The sequence below is a fragment of the Vibrio sp. Sgm 5 genome (assembly GCF_026241575.1).
In the GTDB taxonomy this organism is placed as follows: Bacteria; Pseudomonadota; Gammaproteobacteria; order Enterobacterales; family Vibrionaceae; genus Vibrio; species Vibrio jasicida.
In genome coordinates this window covers 1-26,629 of record NZ_JAPHPY010000029.1, presented here as the reverse complement: position 1 = coordinate 26,629, position 26,629 = coordinate 1, and the positions used below count along the sequence as shown (strand labels likewise).

General features: G+C 45.3%; 20 protein-coding genes and 2 pseudogenes. 16 read left to right on the top strand and 6 right to left on the bottom strand.

Going from position 1 to position 26,629, the window contains the following annotated elements; translation table 11 throughout:
* Positions 1-11 precede the first annotated feature (11 nt).
* From OQJ86_RS16135 to OQJ86_RS16095, 9 genes and pseudogenes are all read left to right on the top strand, one after another.
* The gene (locus OQJ86_RS16135) at positions 12-1,313 is read left to right on the top strand and encodes a TRAP transporter large permease (protein ID WP_038871505.1); all 1,302 of its coding nucleotides are present in this window, start codon (positions 12-14) and stop codon (positions 1,311-1,313) included.
* A gap of 90 nt (positions 1,314-1,403) precedes the next feature.
* The gene (locus OQJ86_RS16130; protein ID WP_265988377.1) at positions 1,404-2,867 is read left to right on the top strand and encodes a fructuronate reductase; all 1,464 of its coding nucleotides are present in this window, start codon (positions 1,404-1,406) and stop codon (positions 2,865-2,867) included.
* 12 nt (positions 2,868-2,879) lie between these two features.
* Positions 2,880-4,292: a glucuronate isomerase gene (uxaC, locus tag OQJ86_RS16125; protein ID WP_265988376.1), complete on the top strand. Its 1,413-nt coding sequence runs from the start codon at positions 2,880-2,882 to the stop codon at positions 4,290-4,292.
* Between the two features lie 3 nt (positions 4,293-4,295).
* Positions 4,296-5,273 carry a sugar kinase gene (locus OQJ86_RS16120; protein ID WP_061035135.1) on the top strand — a complete coding sequence of 326 codons (978 nt, stop codon included), beginning with the start codon at positions 4,296-4,298 and terminating at the stop codon, positions 5,271-5,273.
* A gap of 9 nt (positions 5,274-5,282) precedes the next feature.
* On the top strand, positions 5,283-5,912 hold the full coding sequence (locus OQJ86_RS16115) for a bifunctional 4-hydroxy-2-oxoglutarate aldolase/2-dehydro-3-deoxy-phosphogluconate aldolase (RefSeq protein ID WP_265988375.1): 630 nt from the start codon (positions 5,283-5,285) through the stop codon (positions 5,910-5,912).
* A gap of 323 nt (positions 5,913-6,235) precedes the next feature.
* Complete coding sequence (locus OQJ86_RS16110; RefSeq protein ID WP_265988374.1) at positions 6,236-6,760, top strand: YgjV family protein; 525 nt, start codon at positions 6,236-6,238, stop codon at positions 6,758-6,760.
* Positions 6,761-7,079: 319 nt separating this feature from the next.
* On the top strand, positions 7,080-7,292 hold the full coding sequence (locus OQJ86_RS16105) for a hypothetical protein (protein ID WP_265988373.1): 213 nt from the start codon (positions 7,080-7,082) through the stop codon (positions 7,290-7,292).
* Positions 7,276-7,539: pseudogene (locus OQJ86_RS16100) on the top strand (glycoside hydrolase family 3 C-terminal domain-containing protein); the annotation flags it as partial. The gene OQJ86_RS16105 and the pseudogene OQJ86_RS16100, both read left to right, overlap by 17 nt.
* 67 nt (positions 7,540-7,606) lie before the next feature.
* Positions 7,607-8,001, top strand: a pseudogene (locus OQJ86_RS16095) (hypothetical protein).
* A gap of 50 nt (positions 8,002-8,051) precedes the next feature.
* On the opposite strand, the gene OQJ86_RS16090 reads toward OQJ86_RS16095, so the two are convergent.
* Together OQJ86_RS16090 and arcC are read right to left on the bottom strand one after the other, a co-directional pair.
* The gene (locus OQJ86_RS16090) at positions 8,052-8,669 is read right to left on the bottom strand and encodes a TetR/AcrR family transcriptional regulator (RefSeq protein ID WP_038871524.1); all 618 of its coding nucleotides are present in this window, start codon (positions 8,667-8,669) and stop codon (positions 8,052-8,054) included.
* A gap of 126 nt (positions 8,670-8,795) precedes the next feature.
* Positions 8,796-9,704, bottom strand: a complete 909-nt coding sequence (gene arcC, locus OQJ86_RS16085) for a carbamate kinase (RefSeq protein ID WP_038871527.1) — start codon at positions 9,702-9,704, stop codon at positions 8,796-8,798.
* 406 nt (positions 9,705-10,110) lie between these two features.
* Between arcC and OQJ86_RS16080 the strand changes: the two genes are divergently transcribed.
* From OQJ86_RS16080 to OQJ86_RS16065, 4 genes are all read left to right on the top strand, one after another.
* Entirely contained in the window at positions 10,111-11,514 is a 1,404-nt protein-coding gene (locus OQJ86_RS16080; RefSeq protein ID WP_038871529.1) for an APC family permease, read from the top strand.
* 14 nt (positions 11,515-11,528) lie between these two features.
* Positions 11,529-12,620, top strand: coding sequence for an agmatine deiminase (gene aguA / locus OQJ86_RS16075; protein ID WP_038879893.1), 1,092 nt, complete (start codon positions 11,529-11,531; stop codon positions 12,618-12,620).
* Positions 12,621-12,695: 75 nt separating this feature from the next.
* The gene (gene argF, locus OQJ86_RS16070; protein WP_009706650.1) at positions 12,696-13,742 is read left to right on the top strand and encodes an ornithine carbamoyltransferase; all 1,047 of its coding nucleotides are present in this window, start codon (positions 12,696-12,698) and stop codon (positions 13,740-13,742) included.
* 144 nt (positions 13,743-13,886) lie between these two features.
* Entirely contained in the window at positions 13,887-15,164 is a 1,278-nt protein-coding gene (locus tag OQJ86_RS16065) for a RidA family protein (RefSeq protein ID WP_265988400.1), read from the top strand.
* A 697-nt stretch (positions 15,165-15,861) separates the two neighbouring features.
* Here the strand turns inward: OQJ86_RS16065 and OQJ86_RS16060 are convergent.
* Positions 15,862-20,358 carry an Ig-like domain-containing protein gene (locus OQJ86_RS16060; RefSeq protein ID WP_265988371.1) on the bottom strand — a complete coding sequence of 1,499 codons (4,497 nt, stop codon included), beginning with the start codon at positions 20,356-20,358 and terminating at the stop codon, positions 15,862-15,864.
* 206 nt (positions 20,359-20,564) lie between these two features.
* On the bottom strand, positions 20,565-21,566 hold the full coding sequence (locus tag OQJ86_RS16055) for an arginine deiminase-related protein (RefSeq protein WP_265988370.1): 1,002 nt from the start codon (positions 21,564-21,566) through the stop codon (positions 20,565-20,567).
* A 405-nt stretch (positions 21,567-21,971) separates the two neighbouring features.
* On the opposite strand from OQJ86_RS16055, the gene OQJ86_RS16050 reads away from it, so the two are divergent.
* Positions 21,972-23,810, top strand: coding sequence for an ABC transporter ATP-binding protein (locus OQJ86_RS16050; RefSeq protein ID WP_042605099.1), 1,839 nt, complete (start codon positions 21,972-21,974; stop codon positions 23,808-23,810).
* A gap of 635 nt (positions 23,811-24,445) precedes the next feature.
* A complete protein-coding gene (locus OQJ86_RS16045; protein WP_038871536.1) occupies positions 24,446-25,153 on the top strand; it encodes a DUF445 family protein in 708 nt (235 codons plus the stop codon).
* A 68-nt stretch (positions 25,154-25,221) separates the two neighbouring features.
* Here the strand turns inward: OQJ86_RS16045 and OQJ86_RS16040 are convergent, their stop codons facing one another.
* Positions 25,222-25,698, bottom strand: a complete 477-nt coding sequence (locus OQJ86_RS16040; protein ID WP_038871538.1) for an Lrp/AsnC family transcriptional regulator — start codon at positions 25,696-25,698, stop codon at positions 25,222-25,224.
* Positions 25,699-26,020: 322 nt separating this feature from the next.
* On the opposite strand from OQJ86_RS16040, the gene OQJ86_RS16035 reads away from it, so the two are divergent.
* Complete coding sequence (locus OQJ86_RS16035) at positions 26,021-26,188, top strand: hypothetical protein (protein WP_265988369.1); 168 nt, start codon at positions 26,021-26,023, stop codon at positions 26,186-26,188.
* 7 nt (positions 26,189-26,195) lie between these two features.
* On the opposite strand, the gene OQJ86_RS16030 is transcribed toward OQJ86_RS16035, so the two are convergent.
* Positions 26,196-26,444 carry a hypothetical protein gene (locus OQJ86_RS16030; RefSeq protein ID WP_038871541.1) on the bottom strand — a complete coding sequence of 83 codons (249 nt, stop codon included), beginning with the start codon at positions 26,442-26,444 and terminating at the stop codon, positions 26,196-26,198.
* Positions 26,445-26,629: the final 185 nt, after the last annotated feature.

The window sequence follows — 26,629 nt, the reverse complement described above, 5'->3', positions numbered from 1 at the left end:
AGGGTTCCACAATGGAATGGCAATTAATTCTCACCCTGTTCGGTAGCTTCGCGGTCTTATTGACGATTGGCGTACCGGTTTCTTTTGCTATCGGTTTGTCATCGCTAGCCACTATTTTAATGAGCTTACCGCTAGAGCCTGCGATCGCCGTTGTCGCGCAGCGTATGGCGGCAGGCCTTGATAACTTTGCTCTATTGGCAATCCCGTTCTTTATCTTGGCGGGTAACATCATGAACCAAGGTGGTATCGCACTGCGTCTTATCAACTTCGCAAAAGTACTCGGTGGCCGCCTTCCTGGTTCACTAGCACACGTGAACGTAATGGCGAACATGATGTTTGGTTCGATTTCTGGCTCTGCAGTAGCGTCTGCGGCAGCGGTTGGCGGCACCATGTCCCCTCTGCAAAAGAAAGATGGCTACGATGAGAACTTCTCTGCGGCAGTGAACATCACTTCTTGCCCTTCTGGTTTGTTGATTCCACCAAGTAACACTTTAATCGTGTTCTCATTGGTATCAGGTGGTACATCTATCGCGGCATTGTTCCTAGCAGGCTACATTCCTGGCATCTTGATGGGTCTAAGCATCATGGTAGTGGCGGGCATCATTGCAAAACGTCGTGGCTACCCAGTGGCAGCACGCCCTTCTCTTGCAATGGTTTGGAATACCTTCTTGAAAGCCGCCCCATCTCTTGCACTGATTGTGATCATTATGGGTGGCATCATTGGCGGTATCTTTACGGCAACAGAAGCATCAGCTATTGCGGTGGTTTATACCTTTGTACTTGCGGTGCTGATTTACCGCGAAGTGAAATGGCGTGACATTCCAAAGATCATCCTAGAGTCTGCGGTGACCACTTCTATCGTATTGCTATTGGTTGGCGCATCGATGGGCATGTCTTGGGCGATGGCGAACGCCGACATTCCTTACATGATTGCAGATGCCCTACTTGCTATCTCTGACAACCCAATGATGATTCTACTGATCATCAACGTCATTCTGCTGATTGTCGGTATCTTCATGGACATGACACCAGCGGTACTGATCTTTACGCCTATCTTCCTGCCAATCGCACTGGATATGGGTATTGACCCTGTACACTTCGGCATCATGATGACCTTCAACTTGGCTATCGGTATCTGTACCCCACCAGTAGGTAGCGCGTTGTTCATCGGTTGTTCTGTGGCGAACGTTGCCATCGACAAAGTAATTAAGCCTCTACTTCCATTCTACGTAGCCTTGGTTGCAGCCCTGATGGCCGTAACCTTTATTCCTGACTTGAGCCTCTTCCTACCTAGGCTTGTTCTTGGTTACTAAATAGGTGCTTGTTTACTAAATAACCTCTTGGCTACCCATTATTAAGATAAACCATCCCGCAGGATCACCTGCGGGAAAAGGGATACAACAATGAAGACTATTTCGAATTCCACTCTGAATGACCACGTTCTGCTTCCGGACTACGACCGCTCAACGCTTAAAAGCCGTATTGTTCACCTTGGTTTCGGTGCTTTCCACCGCGCACACCAAGCTCTATTCACCAACGAGATGCTGAGTAAAACGGGCTCTGACTGGGGCATTTGCGAAACCAACCTATTTGGTGGTGAAGACTTAATTCAATCGCTGCGCGCACAAGACCACCTCTATACAGTGGCAGAAAAAGGCGCAGAATCGACAGAGGTAAAAGTGATTGGCTCAGTGACCGAATCACTCCACCCAAGCCTCGATAGCATTCAAACGGTGTTAGAAAAAATGGCAGAGCCACAAGTGGCGATCGTTTCAATGACGATTACCGAGAAAGGCTACTGCGCCGACCCAGCGACAGGCACACTTGATAAAAACAACCCGCTAGTCATTGCTGACCTTGCCAACCCAACGGAGCCAAAATCAGCATTGGGTTACATCGTGCAAGCACTGAAGATGCGTCGTGAACGCGGCCTAACGCCATTTACCGTGATGTCTTGCGATAACGTGCAAGAGAACGGTCACGTAGCAAAAGCAGCGATACTTGAGTTCGCTCAACTGCTCGACCCTGAATTGTGTGACTGGATTGAAACCAACGTTACCTTCCCTTGCACCATGGTTGACCGCATTGTGCCAGCAGCAACCGAAGAGACGCTGACCGAAATCGCTGAGCTACTTGGCTGTGAAGACCCATGTGGCATCGCTTGTGAACCTTTCCGCCAATGGGTTATCGAGGATAACTTCGTGGCTGGTCGTCCTGATTGGAACGTGGCTGGCGCAGAATTTGTTGCTGACGTTGTGCCTTACGAAGAAATGAAACTGCGTATGCTAAATGGTAGCCACTCGTTCCTAGCCTACCTAGGCTACCTTGGCGGTTACGCGCACATCTCTGACACCATGACAGATGAAGGCTACCGCAAAGCGGCATTCGACATGATGATGCAAGCGCAAGCTCCTTCGCTGACCATGCCAGAAGGCACCGATTTAGAAGGCTACGCCAAGCTGCTTATTGAACGCTTCACTAACCCAAGCTTGAAACACAAAACATGGCAAATCGCGATGGATGGCAGCCAGAAGATCCCACAACGCATGGGCGGCAGCTTACGATTCCATCTTGCTCAAGGTTCTAACTTTTCTTGGTTGGCAACAGCAATTGCAGGTTGGATGCGCTACGTATCTGGCGTGGACGAGCAAGGCAACGACATTGATGTTCGCGATCCAATGGCAGAGACACTACGTCAGATCTGCGATCAACACAGCTTGGACGTTTCTGTTGTGCCTGCATTGCTCGCTGTTGAAGCTATCTTCCCAGCAGAGCTTGGTCAAAACCCACAAGTGATTGATGCGGTGAGCAGCGCTTACCAATCTCTAATCGATAACGGTGCTCGTGCCACTGTCGCTGCGTTGTAATAGGAGTTAACGATGAAGAATTTCTTGTGTGAAGACTTTTTACTCTCAAACGAAACTGCACGTCGCTTGTACCATGAGCATGCGTTCCACCAGCCAATTTATGATTACCACTGCCACCTAAACCCAGCGGAAGTAGCGCAAAATCGTCAGTTCGGTAACTTGGGTCAAATCTGGCTTGAAGGCGATCACTACAAATGGCGTGGCATGCGCTCGGCAGGCATTGAAGAGCGTTTGATTACGGGTGATGCGAGCGATTACGACAAATACATGGCGTGGGCAAAGACGGTTCCTCAAACCTTGGGCAACCCGCTTTACCACTGGACGCACCTAGAACTGCGTCGCCCATTCGGCATTACCAATACGTTGTTTAGCCCAGACACCGCTGACCAAATTTGGCACCAATGTAATGAGCTACTGGCGACGCCTGAATTTACGGCTCGCGGCATCATGCAGCAAATGAACGTCGTAATGGCGGGCACAACCGATGACCCTATTGATTCACTAGAACACCACAAAGCGATCGCAGAAGACGACACCTTTAACGTTAAAGTGCTGCCGAGTTGGCGTCCGGATAAAGCGTTCAAGATTGAATTGGACGTGTTTGCGGATTACATGCACAAACTGGGCGAAGTAGCAGACATTGAAATTCGCCGCTTTGATGATTTATTGAGTGCGCTTGATAAACGTTTGGCACACTTCGATGCACATGGTTGTCGCGCGGCAGACCACGGCATTGAGATCGTCCGTTACGCACCGATCCCAAGCGAAGCTGATTTAGATGCGTTGCTGGCTCGTCGTTTGAATGGCGAAGTATTGTCAGAGCTTGAATGTGCGCAGTTCTCTACCGCGGTTCAAGTTTGGCTCGGAAAACGCTACGCACAATTGGGCTGGGTCATGCAGCTTCATATTGGCGCTCAACGCAACAACAGCACACGCATGTTCAAACTGTTGGGTGCTGATGCTGGCTTTGACTCGATTGGCGATCGCCCATTTGCTTTTGAACTGGCACACCTGTTAGATGAAATGGACCAAACCAACGAGCTGCCTCGCACCATTCTTTACTGTTTGAACCCTCGTGATAACGAAATGATGGCGACCATGATTGGTAACTTCCAGGGTGGCGGCATCGCGGGCAAAGTGCAGTTTGGCTCAGGTTGGTGGTTCAACGACCAGATAGACGGCATGCAACGCCAAATGGAACAGCTTTCTCAGCTTGGTTTGCTCAGCCAATTCGTCGGCATGTTAACGGACTCGCGCAGCTTCTTGTCTTACACTCGTCACGAATACTTCCGCCGCATCTTGTGTGACATGGTCGGTCGTTGGGCAGAGAACGGCGAAGTTCCAAATGACCTATCGTTGCTTGGTCCTATGGTTGAAGACATCTGTTTTGGTAACGCGAAGCGCTACTTTGAAGAGAGGGCGTAACCAATGAAGCACATCGCCATTATTGGTGAATGTATGATTGAGCTGAATGGCAAACCGTTCGGCTCAATGCATCAAACATTTGGTGGGGATACGCTCAACGCTGCGGTTTATTTGAGCCGCGGCTGCGAAGCCAATAGCAAACCTGATGAAGTTAAAGTCTCTTACGTTACGGCGCTTGGCAATGACCCGATCAGTACAGGTATGCTGACTCGCTGGGAAGACGAAGGCATCTCAACAGATTTAGTGCTGCGCGATGAGATTCGCACGCCGGGTTTGTACTTGATTCAGCTTGATGACCAAGGCGAGCGTACGTTCCTATATTGGCGCAATCAATCAGCAGCACGTTACCTACTTCAACATCCAAACTTTGGACTGGTTAAGCAAGCATTAACTCAAGTAGATGCGGTGTTTCTCAGCGGCATCTCTTTAGCCATCTTGCCAGAAGAAGACAGAATTTCACTGCTCAACTTATTGGTCGAACTTAAAGCCCAAGGCGTTGAAATCGCGTTTGATAGTAACTTCCGCCCAGCACTATGGCCTCAAGACGATAATCAAACCGTCAAGAACGTGTACCAAGCCATGTATCAACTGACGGACGTTGCCTTGGTGACTTTTGATGATGAGCAATTGATCTGGGGTGACGAAACGCCAGAGCAAACCATTGAACGCCTTACCTCTCTTGGCGTGGTCAAATGCATCGTCAAGCTCGGCGCAGATGGCTGCTTGGTTCAAGACTCAACAAATCAGGGTTCGAGCGCGGCTCTGGCTCCACAAGCCGTGCCAACCCAACCTGTCGCTCAAGTGGTGGACACCACATCGGCGGGCGACTCATTCAATGGTGGCTTTTTATCGGCATACCTTACTGGCGCAGATCTCGCGACTTCATGTCAAAGAGGCAACGCACTGGCAGGTGCTGTGATTCAACATCGCGGTGCCATCATTCCCAAAGCATTCACACAACCGGCGCTTGGCGTCGTTTAAGGAACACTCATGTCTAGCATTAAAGAACAATTGAAAGCTCTGAAAGTCATCCCAGTTATCGCCATTGATAAAGCAGAAGACATTATCCCATTGGGTAAAGTACTGGCAGAAAACGGACTACCAGCGGCTGAAATCACCTTCCGTTCAGCAGCGGCTGCAGAAGCGATTCGCCTACTGCGTGAAACCCAGCCAGACATGCTGATTGGCGCAGGTACGGTGCTAAACCGCGAGCAAGCAATTGCTGCAAAAGAAGCTGGCGCAACCTTTATTGTATCGCCTGGCTTCAACCCAAATACCGTTAAAGCGTGCCAAGAAATCGGGATTGATATCGTACCGGGTGTAAACAACCCAAGCACAGTTGAAGCTGCGCTGGAAATGGGATTAACCACCTTAAAGTTCTTCCCTGCCGAAGCCTCTGGCGGCATCAACATGGTGAAATCACTGCTTGCACCATACACCGACATCGAACTGATGCCTACTGGTGGCATTAACCCTGCGAACATCAACGATTACTTAGCTATCCCGCGCGTATTGGCATGTGGTGGTACGTGGATGGTAGACAAGAAACTGATCGAAGCGGGCAACTGGGAAGAGCTTGCACGCCTGACTCGCGAAGCAGTAGCGCTTGTAAATGAGTAATGATTGGTAAATAGCCTTGGGTAACCCCTTAGCAATTTAGATAAAGTGCCCAGCCCTCCCTTTGTGGAGGGCTGATTCGTTCAAAGCATGGCTAAATTGATTGGGTTATCGCGGTAAGTAGATTCCTGATCTCGCCTAGGCTCGTCGGAATGACGATATGATAAATATCTCCCTATTCGTCATCCTGAAAAGCGAGTCACGAGCGTGATTAAGGATCTACTCACAGACTGAATCAAACTCTAAAAGATTGGCAACTTTGAAGGATGACCATTGCTTACTCACTTAATGGAAATAACTCAAAGAACAACACTCTAGGGAAATAAATGGAAAACTGGTTAGCACAAGGCATTGGTGGCATCGCGTTTATGGTTGGCGTGATGGCATTCTGGCAAAAAGACGACATGCGCTTTCGCTATCAGATGATGGCGTTTTGTTTCATCATGGGTATTCACTTTACCCTGATGGGCGCAACCGTCGCTGCCATTGGCGTGATCATTAATGGCATTCGCAGCTTCGCCTCAATCAAAACTCAATCACGTAAAGTAATGTGGTTCTTCATTGCTCTTATGTGGCTGATGACCCTTCCAAACATCACTCACTTTTTTGAGTTACTCACTGTAATCGGATCATCCGTCGCCACTTGGGCACTCTTTTCCAAACAAGGCATCACTCTACGCAGCTTAATTTTGTTTAATTCCTTCTGCTGGGTCAGCCACAATATTTGGCTTGGTTCTATCGGTGGTTCATTAGTCGAGAGTACTTTTATCATCACCAACTTACTGACCATATATCGCTTGTATCAATCGAATAAAAATAATAACCAGACACAAACTTTAAATCAGGATTAATGTATTTAGCCCTTTTTCTCACCTGGTAATAATTTTGGAGTAAACAATAACAGCCATAGCGTTACATAGAATTTGGAAGCGACATAACATAAACATAAAGTACTGATTTTAAAGAGATTAAATAAAAGCAAACAGGCTACAAAATCAAGCTCACATTTAATTTGGTCAACCTATTTTTAATTATATATTGAGTTTAATCACCTAATTAAAAAATATGGTAATCCAAATCTTTAGTTCAATTAATTTTGGTTAACCAAAACATCGCTAATTACTAATATTGGTCTTGAACAAACAACTATACCAACATTAGGACAGCGACATGAAACGTCTTACCCAACTCACTCCTATCGCAGTGGCGCTTATTCTCGCAGGGTGCAATTCATCCGACGATGACAACAGCTATGTTCAACCAGAAGTCTTCTCTCGAGTGCACGACGTGCTCAGCGTTGATGGTTATCAATTCAATGGCAACGGGACGTTAGAACCGTTCGAGGATTGGCGTCTAACACCGGTAGAGCGTGCTTTCAATTAACTTCCGTCAACCGTTTGTACTGGATGACGCAAGTAACATGAAAAAATCGGGCGCAATCTTGGCCACCTTCGGTGTATCAGACAGCAACTTAATGGAAGTCCTTTCTGGCAACTTCGCTCCTCAAGGCAAGCTTCCATTTGCACTGGCAAACAGCGCGCAAGCGATTTTGAACCAGCACTCTGACTACCCAGGTTATGACGACGCAGACACCTTGTACGAATTCGGTCACGGCCTAAGTTACGAATAACCTTTTATCCACCGAACTAGGCAGTGTCTCGGCGCTGCCTTTGTTGGATCTACTTGAGGAATAAACCATGGAACACATACTGCAGTTAGACTGGGTTGACCAAAGCATTCCCCATAAAGTTTGGGTTGAACAATACTACGACGGCTGCCGCATTTGCCTAAAGGTCGTCAAGGATGTTGAGCCAGAAATGCTCTCATTGATTGTGCCCAACATTGATGTGAAAACGTTCGTCAGGCATGGCAAGGTAAAGCTATCAACGTTACACCCGCTTATGATGATGGCGTCCTTTTCACTCAAACCCGTTCGCTGTTCAACCTTCCTCATGGTTGCGTGATTTGGGCCGTCACTCATATCAAGATGCAAAATGGTTTGAAGATGTCTGCTGACAAGCTCTGTTTTGTACCGAAACATTCAAAGCAAGATTCTCGCTTTCAACAAGAACATCACGCTGAGGCATGTTAAACCAATAAGGTCAGCCCAGCAGCTGACCTTGTGTTTATCTGTGCTTTGCTTCAGTACGGATGAAAATCAACCTTTTGACAAATTGGCGGGATGTAAAGCTGAAGATAGGACTCAGATAGGCGAAGGGCTTCTTTAGCCAGTTCTGGGGTGATGTAGCCATATTTGCGGTACGAGAGAGAGTAGATTTTGTCGGCAACTTGCAGGGATATAGCAAAAATATTAATCGGTTGAGGTAGCTGAGGAATGTCGAAGAACTGGCGATAAATCATCTCAACTTGATACCCTAATTCAAGATCATGCTCTGTATCTGCGTGACCTAACTCTGCAAACGTATGTCGACCCAATATCAATTTTTTGGCAATAGGATTGTTATTATAATAATTCACATAAGCCGTTTCTATCATTCGATTAATATCGCTCCAATGGACAATCTTTTCTTCATCAATACACTGCTCGAGTAATAAATCAAAATCAGAGAAAACATTTTCCAATAAGTTATGAAATAAGTTTTCTATATTTGGATAATGATGATAAACCGTTGACGTTGCCATTCCGCATTCTTTAGCAACGTCGTACATCGAAATATCCGTCGCTTCTCGCCTCTCCATCAAACGGACAACTGCTTCGTTAATTTTCAACAATTTTGTTTCTGTACTAACTTTTCGCATCGTGATGTTGTCCTTCCAAATTTTAATTAAAACCTAATATATAAGGTCACACTATCAATGTCCGCCAAAAACGACCGTAACTTTGACATGCGACCTTATTGATTTGTGAATTAACTTATTTGCATATTATGGTTGTATATGTGTACCAGACTTCCCTTCAATGATTTCTAACGCAAAAGATAAATCACCTATATGACCACTTTGTCCTGTTTTTTCAACAAACTGGCAGCATGCGTCGACTTTCGGTCCCATCGATCCTGCAGGGAAAGAATATTGCTTCATTTGCTCAATGGTCACATTCTTTAGCTTTTGCTCTTGTGGTGTTCCCCAGTTGAGACAAACGTGGGTGCCATCTGTCAGAATCAGCAAATGCTCCGCCCCAATTTGTTCTGCAATTAGTGCCGCAGTCATGTCCTTATCAATAACCGCTTCAAAACCGACATACGCCCCGTCTTTTTCGATTACTGGAGCACCGCCGCCGCCACCACAAATGATCAAGTGTTCTTTTTCGAGTAAGTCTTTGATTGCTTTGATTTCTAAGATCTCTTGTGGCTTAGGAGAAGGGACGACACGACGCCAATGCGCACCATCAGGTTTCACAACCCAGTGATTTTCCTCGGCAAGTTGTTTTGCTTGATCCTCAGTGTAAACAGGGCCAATGAACTTAGAAGGGTCCACAACGGCAGGGTCGTTTTCATCGACGACAATTCGCGTAAGTATCGTCGTCGTGTAACGATCTTCAATTGCAGCATTGAGACCTTGCTGAATCAAATACCCAATCATGCCTTGTGTTTCTGCGCCAAGCACATCAAATGGATAGGGAGGGCAATCTTTATAAGCGTTGTTTTGTAGGGAAAGTAAGCCGACTTGAGGACCATTACCATGCACAATGACTAAACGGTAGTTTTTACTCAATTCAGCCAGTGAACTCGCCGTCTGCGCAATGCTTTTTTGTTGATTCTCGCAGCTCATGATCTCACCACGCTGCAATAAAGCATTCCCTCCAACAGCAACAACAATAATCGGTTTTGACATATCGAAATCTCCAAATATAAATAAATGATGTCAGATTAGACTGGCCTAACTGTATTTAATTGGAATTTTATGGTTGGAGATAAAAATCACAGTTCAATTCCTATTCAATAATTGGCATAGAAAATGAAGTTGACGTCACGTAATTTTCATTATTAATCGTTTAAAAACCGATATGTGATCTCGAATGTGTTTTTAGATTTTTAATGAGTAAGAAAATTCTGAAATTAATAAATTGATCAAGAACAACTATTTTGCGATTAGTGTTTTTTTCCTCATAAAATGTCTAGGTTCTTTTAATTTTCCCCGCAATTCGTTTCCTCAATACCGATATTAAGTTCACATCAAAGTTCGTTACATAAATTTCACTTCTAATAATTGCCATATTCAGTAGTTAAGGAGCGAAACAATGAGTAACGAAACTCAAGGAAAAATGGGGGTCATGAGTATTGCGCTATTTACGTTATGTGCAGTACTGGTGGTCGACACACTCACCGCATCCGCAAGTATAGGGGTCAGCTCGATCGGTTGGTGGGTTGTAATGCTGATCTTTTTTGTTATCCCCTATGGGTTCATCACTTCTGAGTTAAGCACAACTTACCCAGGCGACGGTGGTATCTATGACTGGGTAAAAGAAGCCTTCAATTTCAAATGGGCCGTACGCACAACTTGGTTTTATTGGATTAACGTCGGTCTATGGATGCCAGCGGTATACATCATGTTTGCAGGCATGTTTGCCGAGCTATTCATGCCAGATCTATCGTTGTGGGGCCAAATAGCGATTTGCATTGCGCTGACTTGGTTCACCGTGTGGATTTGCAACGTATCGGCAGACATTGGCGTTTGGGTCACGAATGTAGGCGCCATCCTAAAAATCTTAGTGATCGGCACGTTGGGTGTAGGGGGCTTTGTTTACGCAATGAAACATGGCGTCGCAAACGAATTTTCTTTGTCTGCCATGGTGCCAACTCTCGACTCAGCGGTTGCGTTTCTTCCTGCTATTGTCTTCAACCTAATGGGTTTCGAATTGGTTGCAACCATGACGAAAGAGATGAAGGACGTGCGTGATATGCCAAAAGCCGTATTCCTTTCTATTGGTATCACTGCGTTCCTCTACATCTTCGGCACGATTGGCATTCTGATGGCGTTACCTGTTGAAAGCATCGGTCTGGTCGCTGGGTTAATCGACACATTTAAAACCTTATTTGGTGATGGTCCATTGGGCAATGCCATGGTGTATTTCTTTGGTGTCTGTGCACTATTAACGCTCATCGGCAACATGGTGAGTTGGACAATGGGTGCAAGTCGCGCTGCTGCCGAAGCCGCTCAAGAAGGTGAACTACCAGCCGCTGTAGCAAAAATGTCGGACAAAGGCTCTCCAGTAGGTGCGAACAATATCACTGGCACGGTTTCTACCGTTGTGATCTTGTCATACGCCCTATTCGCTCAAGGTAATGACGACTTGTTTTGGTCCATCTTCGCCTTTTCAAGCTGCATTTTCTTATTGCCTTATCTGTTCATGTTCCCTGCATACCTAAAATTGCGCCTAGTGGATGGCGACCGTGAGCGCCCATTCAAAGTTCCGGGTGGCATGGGTACGCAATACGTCATCTCAATTGTGTGTTTCTTGGTAATCCTTCAAGCCGTGGTGCTCTTCATCTTCCCAGAAGCACTTGACCTCACCGTCGCAGACTGGAATTACACGGCGCCAGTGCTCATCGGAGTTATCGCGACAATCTTGATTGGTGAATGGATTTTACTGGGCGCATTAAAACGCAAGAACCAACAAACGGAACAACAAGCTGAAGCGTAATTCAGGAGATTGATATGAAAAAGCTATTACAAACCACACCAAAACAAGACGGCTTCAGAATGCCTGCCGAGCAAGAGCCTCATAGCGAAATCTGGATGGCTTGGCCAGAACGCACTGACAACTGGCGAAACGGTGCAAAACCAGCACAAAAAGTGTTCGCTGAAGTGGCAAAGCAAATCAACCAAACCACCCCCGTCACCATGCTGGTAAGTGCGGATCAGTACGACAATGCCGTATCTCGTTTACCTGACGATATCCGCGTGCTTGAAGTATCCACCGATGACTCTTGGATGCGCGACATCGGCGCGAGCTATGTCGTGAATGATGAGGGTGAACGTCGCGGTGTCGACTGGGAATTCAATGCTTGGGGCGGCTTTGTCGATGGCCTTTACTGGCCTTGGAAACGCGATGACCAAGTCGCACAGAAAATGTGTGAAATTACCGCTGATTCTCGTTATAGAGCGCCAATTGTACTTGAAGGAGGCTCCATACACATCGATGGCGACGGCACTTTATACACCACAGAAGAGTGTCTGCTGGACGAGAGTCGTAACCCAGATCTAAGCAAAGAAGAGTTGAGTAAAGTTCTTCGTGAGCATCTCAATATAGAGAAAATTGTTTGGTTGCCTCGTGGCTTATATAACGACGAAACCAATGGTCACGTCGATAACATTCTCCACATCGTTAAGCCCGGAGAAGTGGTACTGACTTGGTGCGACGACCCAAATGATCCGCAATACGAAATCAGTCGAGAAGCCTACGACTGCCTGACAAATCAAAGAGACGCGAAAGACCGCAAAATCAAAGTCCATAAGCTGCCAATGCCAGGTCCTTTGTACATGGCCAAAGAAGAAGCGGCTGGGATCGATATTGCAGAAGGGATGGAACGTGAAGCTGGCGAGCGCTTAGCTGCCTCATACGCGAACTATCTCATCACGAACAACCAGATTGTTCTACCTCTACTCGATAAGCGATACGACGCAGAAGTGATTGCGCTCTTAGAGGAGCTCTACCCAGGCTATGAAGTAAACGGTGTCCCTGCACGTGAGATTTTGCTCGGTGGCGGAAATATCCACTGCATTACTCAACAAGTACCTCAAGTTTAAATCCATACGAATCCAACGACTCAAAATAAAAGGGGCGAGCTTAGGTAAGCCCCAAATGAAAATAGGAATATGATTATGAAATTACCTTCTTCAAGTGCAACTGACCTACACAAAGCAAACATTGAGCATATGGTGTCTATGAAAGATTTCTCAGTCCGAGAAATGGACAACATGATGGAATTAATGAGCTACCTAAAACAAGCGCGTAAAGACAATGCTGTGCCACAACTGTTCAAAGGAAAGTCAGTAGGGATGATTTTTGAAGCCGGCTCGACTCGCACACGAGTGTCGTTTGAAGTTGCTGCGACGCTACTTGGTGGCCACGCTTTGTTCCTATCGCCAAAAGACATCCACCTTGGTGGCAAAGAATCGATTGATGACACCTCACGTGTTTTGTCACGCATGTGTGATGTGATCATGGCTCGCACCAACAGCCCTGAAACGCTAGATGGTCTGTTAAACATGTCTACCGTACCGGTTATCAACGGCCTAGATACCCGTTTCCATCCAACACAAATGCTGGCTGACTTATTTACTATTCGTGAGCACATCACTGATGGTCGCCAGCTTAATGAACTGACTTTGGCATTCATGGGTGACGCTACCGATGTATGTCGTTCATTGATGCTAACTTGTGCGAAATATGGCATGGGCTTTAAGCAAATTGGTCCGGTTAAATACCACATGGAACCAGAATGGGTTGAGCTTGCAGAATCGTTCTGCAAAGAGTCTGGCGGTCATATCGAGATCACCGATGATGTAGAGCGAATCAGTGATTGTGATGTGGTCTACGGCGACAGCTTCTACTGGGTTACTCAAATGGATGAGAAAGAAGAGCGCTTAGCTGCCTTCATGCCTGATTACGTGATCACGGAAGAACTTATGGCAAAAGCGAAGCCAGGTGCAATGCTTCTGCACTGCTTACCTGCAAACGACAAAGAAGAAGTCACTCGCGGTGCGCTAGAAAGTGAATACTCTGTGGCATTCGACGAAGCAGAGAACCGCCTAACAGCGCAAATGGCCATATTGGTTTACTTCACCCATAAAGATGCCATCACGCCAAGCGAAGAAACCATCAAACGTCACGAAGACAAAATCCTAACCTTCCTCAGCACCCTATAACGATCTCATTCACTAACTAACGTTTTTAATTGGCACACATAGCCAGACTTGCCTCTGTTTTTTAGGGGGAAGTCTGGCTATCTATTGCCTGTATCAACGTACCCACTGCGTTACTACAGCAGCCAGAATTGGAGAACACTCGAAATGCACGGCGAAATCATCAAAGTATCTAGAAATACAAAAAATGCACCAATCCACGACGGTTCAACTCAATCGGTGGCTTTCTCCCATTACAACAATATCTCAGCGCAACTGCCGATTGACCCAAAAAGCCAAAAGTTAGTGGAAGGGGGCATCAAAGAGCAAACTAAGCAGTGCTTAAGCAATATTAACTCAATTGTAGATAGCATCGAGCACAGCTTAAATGATGTCGTTAAAATCACGATTTACCTCAAATCTATGACCGATCTGGATGCTGTCGATGAAATTTATAAACAACACTTCATCAGCCACCTTCCAACTCGAACCGTAATTGCCGTTGCTGCACTGCCTTTGGAAGGCGCTTTAGTTCAAATCGACGCGCTCATTTCGAACGGTGAAGGTACACACCCTCAAGAACCTTGCGAGCTGATCAAGCTGGTAAGAAACACAGCAAAAGCCCCAGCCAGTTTGCTGTCGAGCCAAAGTGTTGCGTTCTCACATTACAACCACATTTCAGCTCAACTGCCAATCGAACCAGAAACAGGCAATATTGCTGAAGGCGGAATCAAAGCGCAAACTCGACAATGTCTGAAAAACATCAAGAGCATACTGAATAGTATTGATGTCCCTTTTGATGACATTGTTAAACTCAATATCCATCTGAGAAGTCTCGACGACGCCTTTGCTGTCAATCAAGTCTACAGCACATTTTTTCCAGACTCGGCTATCGCAAGAAGCGTTGCCTACGTGCCCGCTCGTACTGTCATCAAAGCTGAGGGGTTACCAATGGACGCCTTGGTGCAAATAGACGCAACTGTTTCTCATGGGGACGGAACGCCACCACAAGCCATTGAAGATAGACATGGGATTGTGATTCGCGCCCACAACACAGAAGCGGCACCAGTCAGCAAGTTCTCCACTCAAACTGTCGCTTTCTCGCATTACAATAACATTTCTGCACAACTGCCAATCCACCCGTCGAGTGGCGAAGTTATTGCCAATGACGTAGGCGAGCAAACCATGCAATGCCTCGACAACATCAAAGCCATCATCAAAAGCGTACGCCATGTAATGGACGACATCGTGAAGCTGAATATTCAGCTCAAAGATATCAGTGACTTGCAAGTCGTGGAGGATGTTTTAGCAAGCTACTTTGATAAAGAACTTCCATCGCGCACTGTCATCGGTGTATCAGAAATCTTTATGGACGCTTCAATCCAAATAGACGCGATCGTTTCCAATGGTGAAGGCACATTTCCAAAAGAAGAGCTTAGCTACTGAGCCTCATAAAATTATCGAGAAAAAGGTCAGCCCAACCGCTGACCTTGTTTTTATCTGTGCTTTTCTTGCCCGACATATTGCCAAAACCCAACACTTCAAAGCTCACCTATAAACAACCAAAATACCCCAACAATTTTGCGCGAAATGAAGACAAATATCTTTGTGATGTGCCTTCTAAAAGAAGCTGCAAAATTATGGCGTGATACAGCAAAGCATCAAGTATAAAACGACACTTTGAATCGCCCCTTTTCTTTTGAAATCAGACTTCTAATGAAAATGCGAGAATGCTCCTCACTTCGCCCTCTGTCAGAGCTTTGTCAAGACAGAGAACACACTCTTATCCTCACATAAAACCTTCACATCACGGTCATAATCTAGGGTCTAAAATTACCCTTGAACTCGTGTCTACGGACGAAATTTTCAATCGTTAGTTGTGGGAGGTTGCTATGGAAAAGTACTGTCCAATATGTCAAACAGAGTTGATCGATAGAAGTCACTATCTTATCTGTCCTAGAAACAATATTGGCGAATGCGCGTATGATGGCTACGAGGATCACCACAACCATTGCTGTCATGAAGTGGGCGAAAACACCCATGAGAAAGAATTGGTCGCTTTAGATTAAACCAACCTAACAGTGACGAAGCATAAAAATGCCACTCAATGTTGAGTGGCATTTTTCTTTGTATTGTCTGAGATTTACGGGCAGGTTACATCTACGCTACCAACCAAAGTACTATCGGCTTGGACTTCAATGTTAAAACTATTGCCATTGGTTGATTTGAGACATGTCACTGAAACCGAGTAGGTTCCATCATTGTTATCCACAATATCACTAAATGAGCCAAATCCCCCAGCTGTAAATATGAATGCGTCCGAAGAAGAGTCAACAGTCACTACGTGCCCTCCATGCCCTAAATCGAAACCACTCGAATCTTTAAGCGTGATCGTGATATTACCTGAACCATTTAACTCCGTAGGTGTTACAACACTTTCTGCAGCATCGACTTGGGTAACCGTTAAAGGTAACGAATTACTCAATGAGAGATCCCCAACAGCAGCACTCACGACATAACTGCCTGCAGTATCTGCAGTAACTAACACCGTATACGTACCATCACCATTATCTACGGGGGTGCCATAGCTTAAACCCGTACCTTGTGGACTCAGCACCAACTCTCCGTAGCTTTGTGTGTAAGCACTACCATCGGCTTTCTTTAAAGCAACCGTGATAACTGCGCTATGAGCGCCTCCCACACCAAAAGTGGAAATATCACTCGTGATGGTAGACTGAGAAGCGCTTGGCGCTACCGCCTCAAATGTGAGGTTTGATGTACCAATGGTTCCAGAGTCATAGGTCGCGGTAACAGTGACCTCTCCAGCAACGCTAGCGCTAACACTGCTTGTATACACCCCATCGCCTGTATTCACTAATTCCGTCTTATCAGCAGAGCCCGCTGTAATCGTGAGCTCAGGACCGTTCGATGATGGTACAAACGCATTACCAGCGTAGTCTTTCAGCGTGACTGTCAACTGAGCAGTGCTGTTGCCATCTGCTGCAATAGTGGTGATATCTGCTTGCAATGTCGACTGCGATAAATCAATGACGGCATTAAAAGTGAGCTCAACATCGTTAGCCAACTGAGTGCTACCTATTCTCGCACCAAAGGTATAAGTACCTGCGTTCACCGTTGTAAAGACAGCCGTATACGAACCATCACCGTTGTCTGTTTTTGATTTTTCCGTTACCCCACTAGGCACAGAGAATGAAATCTCCCCCGCGGACGATGTATAGTCAGTACCATTAGTGTCCTTTAGCTGAACCGTTACGGTAATCTGGTCACTACCATTTGCGTTCGCGGATTCTTTATCACGACTGAATACAGCAGCAGACAGATTTAAGACCTGAGCATAAGACAAAGAAATAGAGCGGGATAACTGGGTGCCACCAATCGACACTCCTACTGATTTGTTACCTGCACTCGAGCTAGAGAAACTCACAGTGTAAGTACCATCACCATTATCTTGAGAAGTAACGGAACTAACGCCTGTTGGCCTAGAGAGCTGAAGAGTGCCACCTGAACTTGTGTAGTTGTTGCCTTCAGAATCTTTCAGTTGAACCGTCACCGTAATAACTTCGCTACCATCAGCGTTCGCCGAGCTTTTATCAGGAGTAAACTCGGTGTTGCTGAGGTCAAGAACTGGAGTAAATTCAAAAGTAATGGATTCAACAAATTTACTGCCGTCTAGCGAAGCTCCCACTGTGTAGGAACCTGACGTCGAGCTCTTGTACTTCACAGTATAAGAGCCATCGCCATTATCGCGGCTGTCGAACTTAGTTAATCCATTTGGTGTATCAAAAACGACTGCACCGCCAGAACTGGTGTAATCATCCCCCTCTTTGTCTTTTAGCTGCAAGGTCACGGTAATGACGTCAACACCATCTGCGTTTGCTGAACTCTTATCAAGTGAGAAGTCAGCGCTGTTGGTATCTAACACTGGAGTAAACTCGATATCTATGCTGCTAGATAGTGCGCTACCTGCAATCGATGCTGTGATATTGAAGGTTTTTGACGTTTCACTGGTGAACACGCCAGTGTAAGTGCCATCGTCATTATCTTGATAAGACTTCAAAGTTAACCCAGAAAGCTCGCCAAACTTGATGTCACCACCAGACGATGTGTAGTCATTTCCATCCGCATCTTTGAGTTGTACAGTCACCTTAATTTGCTCACTACCATCCGCACTGGCGGACGCTTTATCTCGACTAAAGACGGCATTTGAGAAATCAACCACAGGAATAAACTCTACTGTCGCAGAGCCTCCTAAGGCATTGTCATCAATCTTACCGGAGATAACGACTTCTTGCGCTGTTGTAGACGTCACCTTGGCGCTATACGTACCATCGCCATTAGAAGTAACACCAGAAATCATGACCTCTTCAGCAGGTTCAGCACTCAAGGTAAGATCACCTGAATTCGATTCACGAGCCGTACCAAACTCATCACGCTCCTGAACGGTAATAATGATTTCTGCGACACCGTCTGCCAGCGCTTCTGTGTTCTCAGCAAAAACGAACGTTTGAAGGTAATCAATCGGTAATTCGGCAAGACAATATTCATTGGAGCTTGGTAACTGAATATCAAAAGTGATCGCCTTATCGGCACTCGTCGTGGCGGTTGTACGTTCACCCCAGTAATAACGGTTCTCAAAGTAAGAATAGGCTGAGCCCATGTATTCAATCGATTCGACCGCATCACTTTGTGTTGCGTTACCATCAGAGTCAGTTCTCCCCCATAAATAGTGAGAATAGTCTTGGTTGTACATCCAAAAATACGCTTCAGGTGCGGCTTTAAAGCGCGTGACGGCCATATCGTCGTCGGTACATACCAAGCGGGTTTTAATGGCTTGGTCAATTTTGTCACACAATTGAAGTGACATAAGTGAAATAGTGGTCGTGTCTGCTTTGGCGGTAAATTCTACTTGTGCCCAAGTCTGCCCACCGTAGTAATAGAGTCGATATAACCCGTCTTCAACCAAGTTGGAAAACGTAATGCTATCCCCGTTTACTTCACCCGAAGTTTCATAAGAATAACCGGAATATAAGTAGTAATAGCCTGAGTCGACTGTTTGAGTTTTCGTTTCGTCGATTGGGCAAACTAATGACAGCCCTGTTTCGATATCAATACGAGGAGGGTTAACAATATTCAAGGTTGCCTTGAACGATTTAGTGGAGTCACTCGATACACCAAAACAGAAGTTATCGAGATCGAGCCCCTCTGAACCATCGGCTACTTCAATGACCTCACCGTCCACTTCAATCGATGCTAGTAAGCTATTCCCTTGGCTATCGAGCAGATCGAAATGACCAGCGAAGGCAGGCACTCGATTGATGTTTAACTTTTCAGGGTCATCGCCCCACCCGGAAGGCTTATAAGCCCAACCACCACCAGCTTTGGCAAAGGAGAGGCGCAACTTTTGATTGTTGGGGTCGCCATTCGCATCCACAACGTCGACATCAAGTTGACAACGATCTTGTCCATACCAATCCAGATTGTAATAAGAAAGGTGGGTGATTGGTTTCGAAACGGTAAAGGTGTCTTCGTTTTCTTGTTCTATAACAGCATCACCTTCATAGCGCCATTTACCCGTAGAGTCGGTATAGCTCCAAATGGGGATCGTGCCATCATCCAAAGATAGTGGTTCACCTGTTTGCGGATTTATCGTGGATTTTGGAACTTCAAATGCCAAGGTAACCCCTTCGCCATCAAACGATGACACTTTGTTGCCGCTCTCATCACCAATCTCAATCGCAACAAAACCAGCAGAAATAAAGGTCACGCTGTCAGGAGAAGTAATATCGCTTGGGAGCTCTCCATCAAATCCATCAGGCGATAAACCACCAGGGAAAAGATATAACGGGTTATTCTCATCATCAGCTAATCCTTTTGGATCCGCAGAAAAAAGCATCATCGAAATAGAAACCTCTCCTACGGATGTAAAAGGCTGTCCATCTTCACCAATGAACCCAGTACCAGCAGGAATCGATAACTTGGCAGTTGCGCCATCAAGGATTTTGCCTCCATCCGTGCTGTCATCTTTGCTAACCGTCGCGACATGCACCTGAGAACTGGTGACGTGACCATCTAAGTCAACACGTTCTTCCGCAAAAGTAGTTGCCTCTTCAGCCTTTTCTGACTTAGGAACAATTTCAATCCAATAGTTATCGGACATCGTCGTTTGGGTCAGATCAAGCACTTGGGAGTTAGAGAAAAAACCATCCCCTCTCACAATCACCGTCATCCTAGCCACACCGCCATTCACATCGCTGGCGTTATCGACATCGAATGTGAATGGCACAATGCCAGATTCAGGCACTACCACGACATTACTTTGAAATGCTTCCCCCTGATGGAAACCAGCCACTTCTCTTCCCAGAACATCTTGCACCTGAACGGCAAACGTCTCATTCTGGTTGGCAACATCGAAGACAAACAACAGTTCTAGATTGGACATTTCTGTCTCATCGACTCGATTAGAGACATTAAGTGACAAGCTTTGTTGGTGAGAGATTTGAGACGTTAATGAGGTGGTCGTTTCAGTGGTAGAGTCATTACAGCCCGAGATGGCAAGCAAAGACATCATTCCTATCTGGCAATACAACCCCGCCCTTCTGAACGTATTGATCGTAACCATAACCTAGCCTTTATTTTTATATGAAACACAATACATATAAATAGCAGCTAAATAATACACCTGCATGATGTATGGAAAAAATCATACTCAGAGCACATTAGGATGAAACAGATGTTTTTCTATTCATTTAGTCATCTTCTGCAATACAAATAAAAAAGCACCACATCTTTCAACATGGTGCTTTTTGGGGGAAATTCATAAATGGTTTACAGCACAGCTTTGCGGCTTAGTAGGAACACTTCGCCTAACATGCAACGTACTGAACCACCGCCAATCGATTCGATGGTAGAAACGTCGAATGGCAGCAATTTACCGTGAGTCGCGAGTTGATTTCTTTGTGCTGGTGAAAACGCATCGTAAGCCGATTGAGACATAGCAATCACCTTATCGCCGCGTACCGTTTCCAGCTGAAGAATGTTGCCGCAGAACTGGTTCATCTGCTCAAGCGAAATCGAGATCACCTGCTTGTCTTTCGCCAATGATTTAAGCACAAAGCGACGCTCAAACTCAGGGATCACTTCATCACAAATCACGCAGAACTGCTCACCTACCGCCATCATCACGTTAGTGTGGTAAATCGGCGCGCCAGAAGGCAAACGGGTTTGGAAAGAAATCACGCGATCGTAACCAATGCGCTTGGCGTAATCTTCTAACACCAGACGATCACAACGTTGTGAAAGCGCGGCATAAACGGTTTTGTTGAAATGGTCGAACACCATCACGCCCGTGCTTTCTAGGTAGGCTTCTTCATCTAAATATTCAGTCAGCGAGTCTTGTTGATGCACTTCGCGACCCGCTTGTGCTAATGCTGCGACCAGCACATCTGGGCGAACTTCATGCTGTCGGTTTTCACACGCCATCGGGAAGGTATACAAAGTGCCTTCTGGAGTGGTGCTAAACCAGTTATTCGGGAACACCGCATCTGGCGTGGCAATGTCTGATTGAGGGTAATCAAACTCGACGACTTGCACGCCTTCTTTGCGCAATATTTCAACCATCGCGGAAAATTCAGCCATGGTGTTACGTGAGACTTCTTCTTGCGTCAGGGAAACTTGATGCTGGAATTCGTTATCTTGCGCAGTCTCTTCGTTAAAACGAAACTCTTTCGGCGGCACCATCACAACGCAATTTGCAGTATGACGCAGAGCACTTTGCGTGCTTTCTTCTTTTCCATGTGCATTCTGAGGCACTGATTCGTGTAATAGCATCCAAACATTCCTTTTGACTAGAATGATGAAATTGTAAAATTATTGTTAACTTCAGTTTTGCTGTTTTTAATAATAATTCCATTAGTCAAAAGTAATATTTACTGCGAAAAATAACTAGAGCCCGATTTTTTATTGTCACTTTGAAGGTTTACTGTTTTATGAAGTGTGAATCACATTCTCAAGAATAATGCACCGACTATTAAGCAATAACCAACTAGTTACATTTAAAAGACAATCGGTTAGACTATTTTTTCGCCTCTCTCACATTCGTAACTTTGTCTGCTTTTCTGGCTAGCAGACCACAATATGTCTTACCCCATACTCAGTATTAACTGCTTAGTCCAAGGCAGGAAGAATTGATGAATTCAATGACTGAGATGGGAACCATTAACTTTAGGAAGAGTTATGTTTAAACGATTTGAAGGCTTTACCGAGCCGTTCCCCAAATCACAGCCTGACCAGCCCCCTACTGGGATTTTCGCGTTTTTACGCCACTACACTCGCGGCTTTGAAAAACCGCTGATCATCATGTCGATCATGTCGACCATTGTGGCGATCGTGGAAGTGTCTTTATTTGGTGCCATGGGTCAGTTGGTCGATTGGCTTTCCACCAGCAACCCTGAAACGTTTTTGCAAGACAACAAAGCTGAGCTGATGTTTTACGGCGCGTTGTTACTGATTGTCATGCCCATTTTGGTGGTTGCGTATTCTTTGTTGATTCACCAAACCTTGCTTGGTAACTACCCTATGTCGGTGCGTTGGTTGGCACACCGCTATTTACTCAATCAAAGCCTGAACTTCTATCAGGATGATTTTGCGGGACGTGTTGCCACCAAAGTAATGCAAACCTCACTGGCCGTGCGTGAGACCGTCATGAAAACGATGGACGTCTTTGTTTATGTGTCGGTCTACTTCACCAGCATGATCGTGATGTTAGCCGCAGCAGATTGGCGTTTAATGATTCCAATGATCATTTGGTTATTGGCTTATATTGCCATTCAAGTGCATTTTGTTCCGAAACTGAAAGACGTTGCGTCTGAACAAGCGGACGCTCGATCTACCATGACAGGTCGTATTGTCGATAGTTACACGAATATTCAGACGGTAAAGCTGTTCTCGCACAGTAAGCGTGAAACCGACTACGCCGAAGAGGGTATGAAAGGCTTCTTAAATACCGTGTACCGTCAAATGCGTTTGGTGACTGGTTTTGATATCGCGGTTGAGATTTCAAATTACCTGCTGGTTTTCTCGGTAGCGGCTCTGTCAATTTACTTGTGGCTAGACAGCGCGATCAGTGTCGGTGCCATCGCGATTGCGGTCAGTTTAGCACTGCGCGTGAACGGCATGTCAATGTGGATAATGTGGGAGGTCGGTGCTCTATTTGAAAACATGGGCACGGTTGTCGATGGGATGAAGACACTGTCTAAACCTATCGATATTAAAGACAAAGCTGATGCAAAAGATCTGCAAGTTTCTCAAGGTGGTATCCACTTTGACAACGTCAGCTTCCACTACGGTGAAAACAAGGGCGTGATAAGCAACCTCGACCTCAATATCAAACCAGGAGAGAAAGTCGGCCTGGTCGGGCGTTCAGGGGCTGGCAAATCCACCTTAGTGAACCTGTTGCTGCGTTTTCATGATGTTGAAGAAGGTAGTATCAAGATTGACGGACAAGAGATATCAAGTGTCACACAAGACTCGCTACGTTCAAATATCGGCATGGTGACACAAGATACGTCACTGCTGCACCGTTCGATTCGTGACAACATCTTGTATGGCAACCCAGATGCAAGCGAAGAAGACCTGATCAAAGCCACCAAGCAAGCGCACGCGCATGAGTTTATCGAAACCCTAACTGACCCGTTTGGCAACGTTGGATACGACGCACAAGTAGGTGAACGTGGTGTGAAACTGTCTGGTGGTCAACGCCAACGTATCGCCATTTCGCGAGTACTGCTAAAAGACGCACCTTTGCTGGTACTTGATGAAGCGACTTCAGCACTGGATTCAGAAGTTGAAGCGGCAATTCAAGAAAGCTTGAACGAGCTCATGCAGGGTAAAACGGTTATTGCTATTGCACACCGTTTGTCGACCATTGCGCAAATGGATCGCCTGATAGTGCTCGATAAAGGTAACGTGGTTGAACAAGGGACTCATAAAGAGCTGATTGCCAACAACGGCATTTATGCTCAGCTTTGGGCACACCAGACCGGTGGTTTTCTTGGAGAAGAATCCAATAGCTAAATCTCTTTCAAAAAAGAGACCAACAGAAACGGCGCTTCAAGCGCCGTTTTTTTACCTTCTGTCTACTAAGGTAATTTTGATAACCCCAAACAAAAGGTGATCTGGATCACTTAAAATCTCACATATGAAACAATAATATGGGTGCATATCACATTTTTTCTGTTAATATAGCGCCCCGTTGCGTATTCGAAAGCAGTGGACACAACGCAGAGTATTGAGCTGGCTTCATTTGTTATTTCACTTTTTGAGAAACAGCTATACTCAATCGATGGCTTAGTTATTAATCTAATAATAAGGTAATTAGCTTATGTGCAAATGTGGTTCAATGCAGATCGTACAAGTAAAACAAAGTTGGGCAGATAAACTATTCGGCTACTCAGAGCGCTGGAAATGCCAACTTTGCTGTAAGATCTTCCGCTTCTAAAAGACCAAAAAAGACGCTTAGATTTTCTAAGAAAAAGTAGTGGCCCGACAATGATTGTCGGGTTTTGTTTTTTTGGCCTTTATCAACATTGTGCTTCTTTATCACCACGCCTTACCCAATCGATTATTCTCACAACCTAGCATCTCGGTGTGACTTAGGTATAGAATCATGTCCACTTATTCCTTCTTCAATTCATACATAATCGCTCACTATGAACAAAAGTTTGCTGACTAATATCCTTGCTATCGCTCTGATGGGTGCAGGATACCAAATTCAAAACGATTACCTTTGGTATGCAGGTTTGTTTGCGTTTTCTGGCGCAATTACCAACTGGCTAGCCATCCACATGCTGTTTGAGAAAGTTCCAGGGCTTTATGGTTCTGGCGTTATTCCTGCACGGTTCGAGGAGTTTAAACTGGCCATCAAAAACTTGATGATGGAGCAGTTTTTTACTGAAGCAAACATCGACCGTTTCCTTAATAAAGAAATGGCAGGAGGCGTAAACATCAACCTTCAACCTGTCATCGAAAAAGTGGACTTAAACCCAGCGTTTGATTCACTTGTCGAAGTCATCGAAGGCTCACAGTTTGGAGGTATGCTTGCAATGTTTGGGGGCACAGAAGCCCTGCAACCAATGAGACAACCGTTTGTTGAAAAGATGCAGGAATCAATTGTAGAACTGAGCCAAAGCGACACCATCAAAGCAGCGTTAAAAGATCAATTAGAATCGCCAGCGATGATGGATGAAATCAAACAAAACATTGAAAGCATTATTGATCAGCGGCTAAGTGAATTGACGCCCGCTCTTGTTAAAGAAATAGTGCAGAAGATGATAAAAGAGCACTTGGGTTGGCTAGTCGTCTGGGGCGGTGTTTTTGGTGGTTTAATTGGTATTTTAACCACCTACGTTAGCGCATAAGCATTTATCTACCTGATATAACAAAGGAGCCAGTAGGCTCCTTTTTTGTACCTAGCATTTAGCCTTAGTTAGCTTAACAGCTCTGGATTAACGCCAAACCCCGTTTTATGCTCTTCGATCACCACTTCGCTACGAGTCTGAATCACACCAGGCAACGTCCCAAGCTTACTCGACATGAACTCTTGATAAGCTTTCATATTCCTTACTCTTACCTTAATCATGGTGTCAAAATCACCAGACAATGAATAGCACTCTTCAATCTCTGGCATCAGCTCTACGGCTTTAGCAAATTTTTCAAAAATCGAAAAGCTGGTTTGATCGAGACGAATATGGATAAAAACTTGTACATCTAAACCTAACTTTTCCGCATTAAGTTCGGCGTGATAGCCATTAATATAGCCTTCTTTTTCGAGTCTTTTGACTCTCTCAGAGCATGGAGACGTGGTTAAATTGACTTGTTTTGCCAATTCAACGATCGGAATTCGGCCTCGAGAATGCAGAATCCTTAAAATCTGTAAATCAATTCTGTCTAGTTGATAACTCATTAACCACATCCTTTTAACAACTTAGGAGCCTTCAGATTAATAGTTACTATTCAGTTTGCAAATAGTGAAAGAGAGAACGTGTGAAACCTGCATACATTTAACGATTGCCATGTACAAAAAAGTGTCAAACGTTCAAAAAATGAAAACATTCATATGCCAAATTTATAGATACGCAGACCAATATAGGTAACTTTATTAATAAGATAATTTTGTTAACGAAAAAATGGAATGATGAACTTTGGAGAGAAAAATACGAGCTTTAAAGAAAAGAAATGAGCCAAATAGTAAGGTAATAATAGGCAAAAATAATGAGGAGAAAGCAATGTTAACCCTACAACTCGCGTACAAACCATTTGGTGTTGGCGAATGGACGTACACGACCGTTTCACACGAAGTCGCAAAGTCTCTGGCGTCTGAATATGCCTCTTACGGCTGGCCAGTTATGATCGACAGATTACCATTTGCTACCGAGAAAGAACTCGCAGCCTAAACGCCGGTTACATTATCGCTGATGTCTGTCGCGCTGGATGCTGAACTAATTCACCAATAGCGCGATGGTTACAGCAACGACAATAATATTGAGGCTCCATTTCGTAATAGTGTTCACCTGTTACAAATTTGGCCATCAGCTGCGTAAAGCTCACCACTTTTCCGCTCAGTGTTGCAATTTGCTCTGGTTCACAACGCTTCATGATCACTTTATGCTGCGTTGATCTTCTACAAGCTGAGCAATAAATATCTGGCATTACATCTCTCCCTGCTTTTTCCTGTGCTACTGACAATTGACATATTTTGTTCAAAATAATTCCACAATAAAAAATGTATGGTCCGCCCCGTTATTGCAACTACAATTTAGTAATAACGGAGTTGGTTTGCGCTAATGTATTCGGAGTCCACGTTGGGAACATTAACTTCCCCGCTCCACGATGAT

Excerpts from the sequence above, each read along its gene's own strand:
- OQJ86_RS16050 (WP_042605099.1), top strand. The coding sequence starts at position 21,972 with ATGTTTAAACGATTTGAAGGCTTTACCGAGCCGTTCCCCAAATCACAG.
- OQJ86_RS16130 (WP_265988377.1), top strand. The coding sequence starts at position 1,404 with ATGAAGACTATTTCGAATTCCACTCTGAATGACCACGTTCTGCTTCCG.
- aguA (WP_038879893.1), top strand. The coding sequence starts at position 11,529 with ATGAAAAAGCTATTACAAACCACACCAAAACAAGACGGCTTCAGAATG.
- OQJ86_RS16060 (WP_265988371.1), bottom strand. The coding sequence starts at position 20,358 with ATGGTTACGATCAATACGTTCAGAAGGGCGGGGTTGTATTGCCAGATA.
- OQJ86_RS16045 (WP_038871536.1), top strand. The coding sequence starts at position 24,446 with ATGAACAAAAGTTTGCTGACTAATATCCTTGCTATCGCTCTGATGGGT.
- OQJ86_RS16090 (WP_038871524.1), bottom strand. The coding sequence starts at position 8,669 with ATGCGAAAAGTTAGTACAGAAACAAAATTGTTGAAAATTAACGAAGCA.
- arcC (WP_038871527.1), bottom strand. The coding sequence starts at position 9,704 with ATGTCAAAACCGATTATTGTTGTTGCTGTTGGAGGGAATGCTTTATTG.
- OQJ86_RS16040 (WP_038871538.1), bottom strand. The coding sequence starts at position 25,698 with ATGAGTTATCAACTAGACAGAATTGATTTACAGATTTTAAGGATTCTG.
- OQJ86_RS16080 (WP_038871529.1), top strand. The coding sequence starts at position 10,111 with ATGAGTAACGAAACTCAAGGAAAAATGGGGGTCATGAGTATTGCGCTA.
- OQJ86_RS16135 (WP_038871505.1), top strand. The coding sequence starts at position 12 with ATGGAATGGCAATTAATTCTCACCCTGTTCGGTAGCTTCGCGGTCTTA.
- OQJ86_RS16065 (WP_265988400.1), top strand. The coding sequence starts at position 13,887 with ATGCACGGCGAAATCATCAAAGTATCTAGAAATACAAAAAATGCACCA.
- OQJ86_RS16110 (WP_265988374.1), top strand. The coding sequence starts at position 6,236 with ATGGAAAACTGGTTAGCACAAGGCATTGGTGGCATCGCGTTTATGGTT.
- uxaC (WP_265988376.1), top strand. The coding sequence starts at position 2,880 with ATGAAGAATTTCTTGTGTGAAGACTTTTTACTCTCAAACGAAACTGCA.
- OQJ86_RS16030 (WP_038871541.1), bottom strand. The coding sequence starts at position 26,444 with ATGCCAGATATTTATTGCTCAGCTTGTAGAAGATCAACGCAGCATAAA.
- OQJ86_RS16120 (WP_061035135.1), top strand. The coding sequence starts at position 4,296 with ATGAAGCACATCGCCATTATTGGTGAATGTATGATTGAGCTGAATGGC.
- OQJ86_RS16035 (WP_265988369.1), top strand. The coding sequence starts at position 26,021 with ATGTTAACCCTACAACTCGCGTACAAACCATTTGGTGTTGGCGAATGG.
- OQJ86_RS16115 (WP_265988375.1), top strand. The coding sequence starts at position 5,283 with ATGTCTAGCATTAAAGAACAATTGAAAGCTCTGAAAGTCATCCCAGTT.
- argF (WP_009706650.1), top strand. The coding sequence starts at position 12,696 with ATGAAATTACCTTCTTCAAGTGCAACTGACCTACACAAAGCAAACATT.
- OQJ86_RS16055 (WP_265988370.1), bottom strand. The coding sequence starts at position 21,566 with ATGCTATTACACGAATCAGTGCCTCAGAATGCACATGGAAAAGAAGAA.
- OQJ86_RS16105 (WP_265988373.1), top strand. The coding sequence starts at position 7,080 with ATGAAACGTCTTACCCAACTCACTCCTATCGCAGTGGCGCTTATTCTC.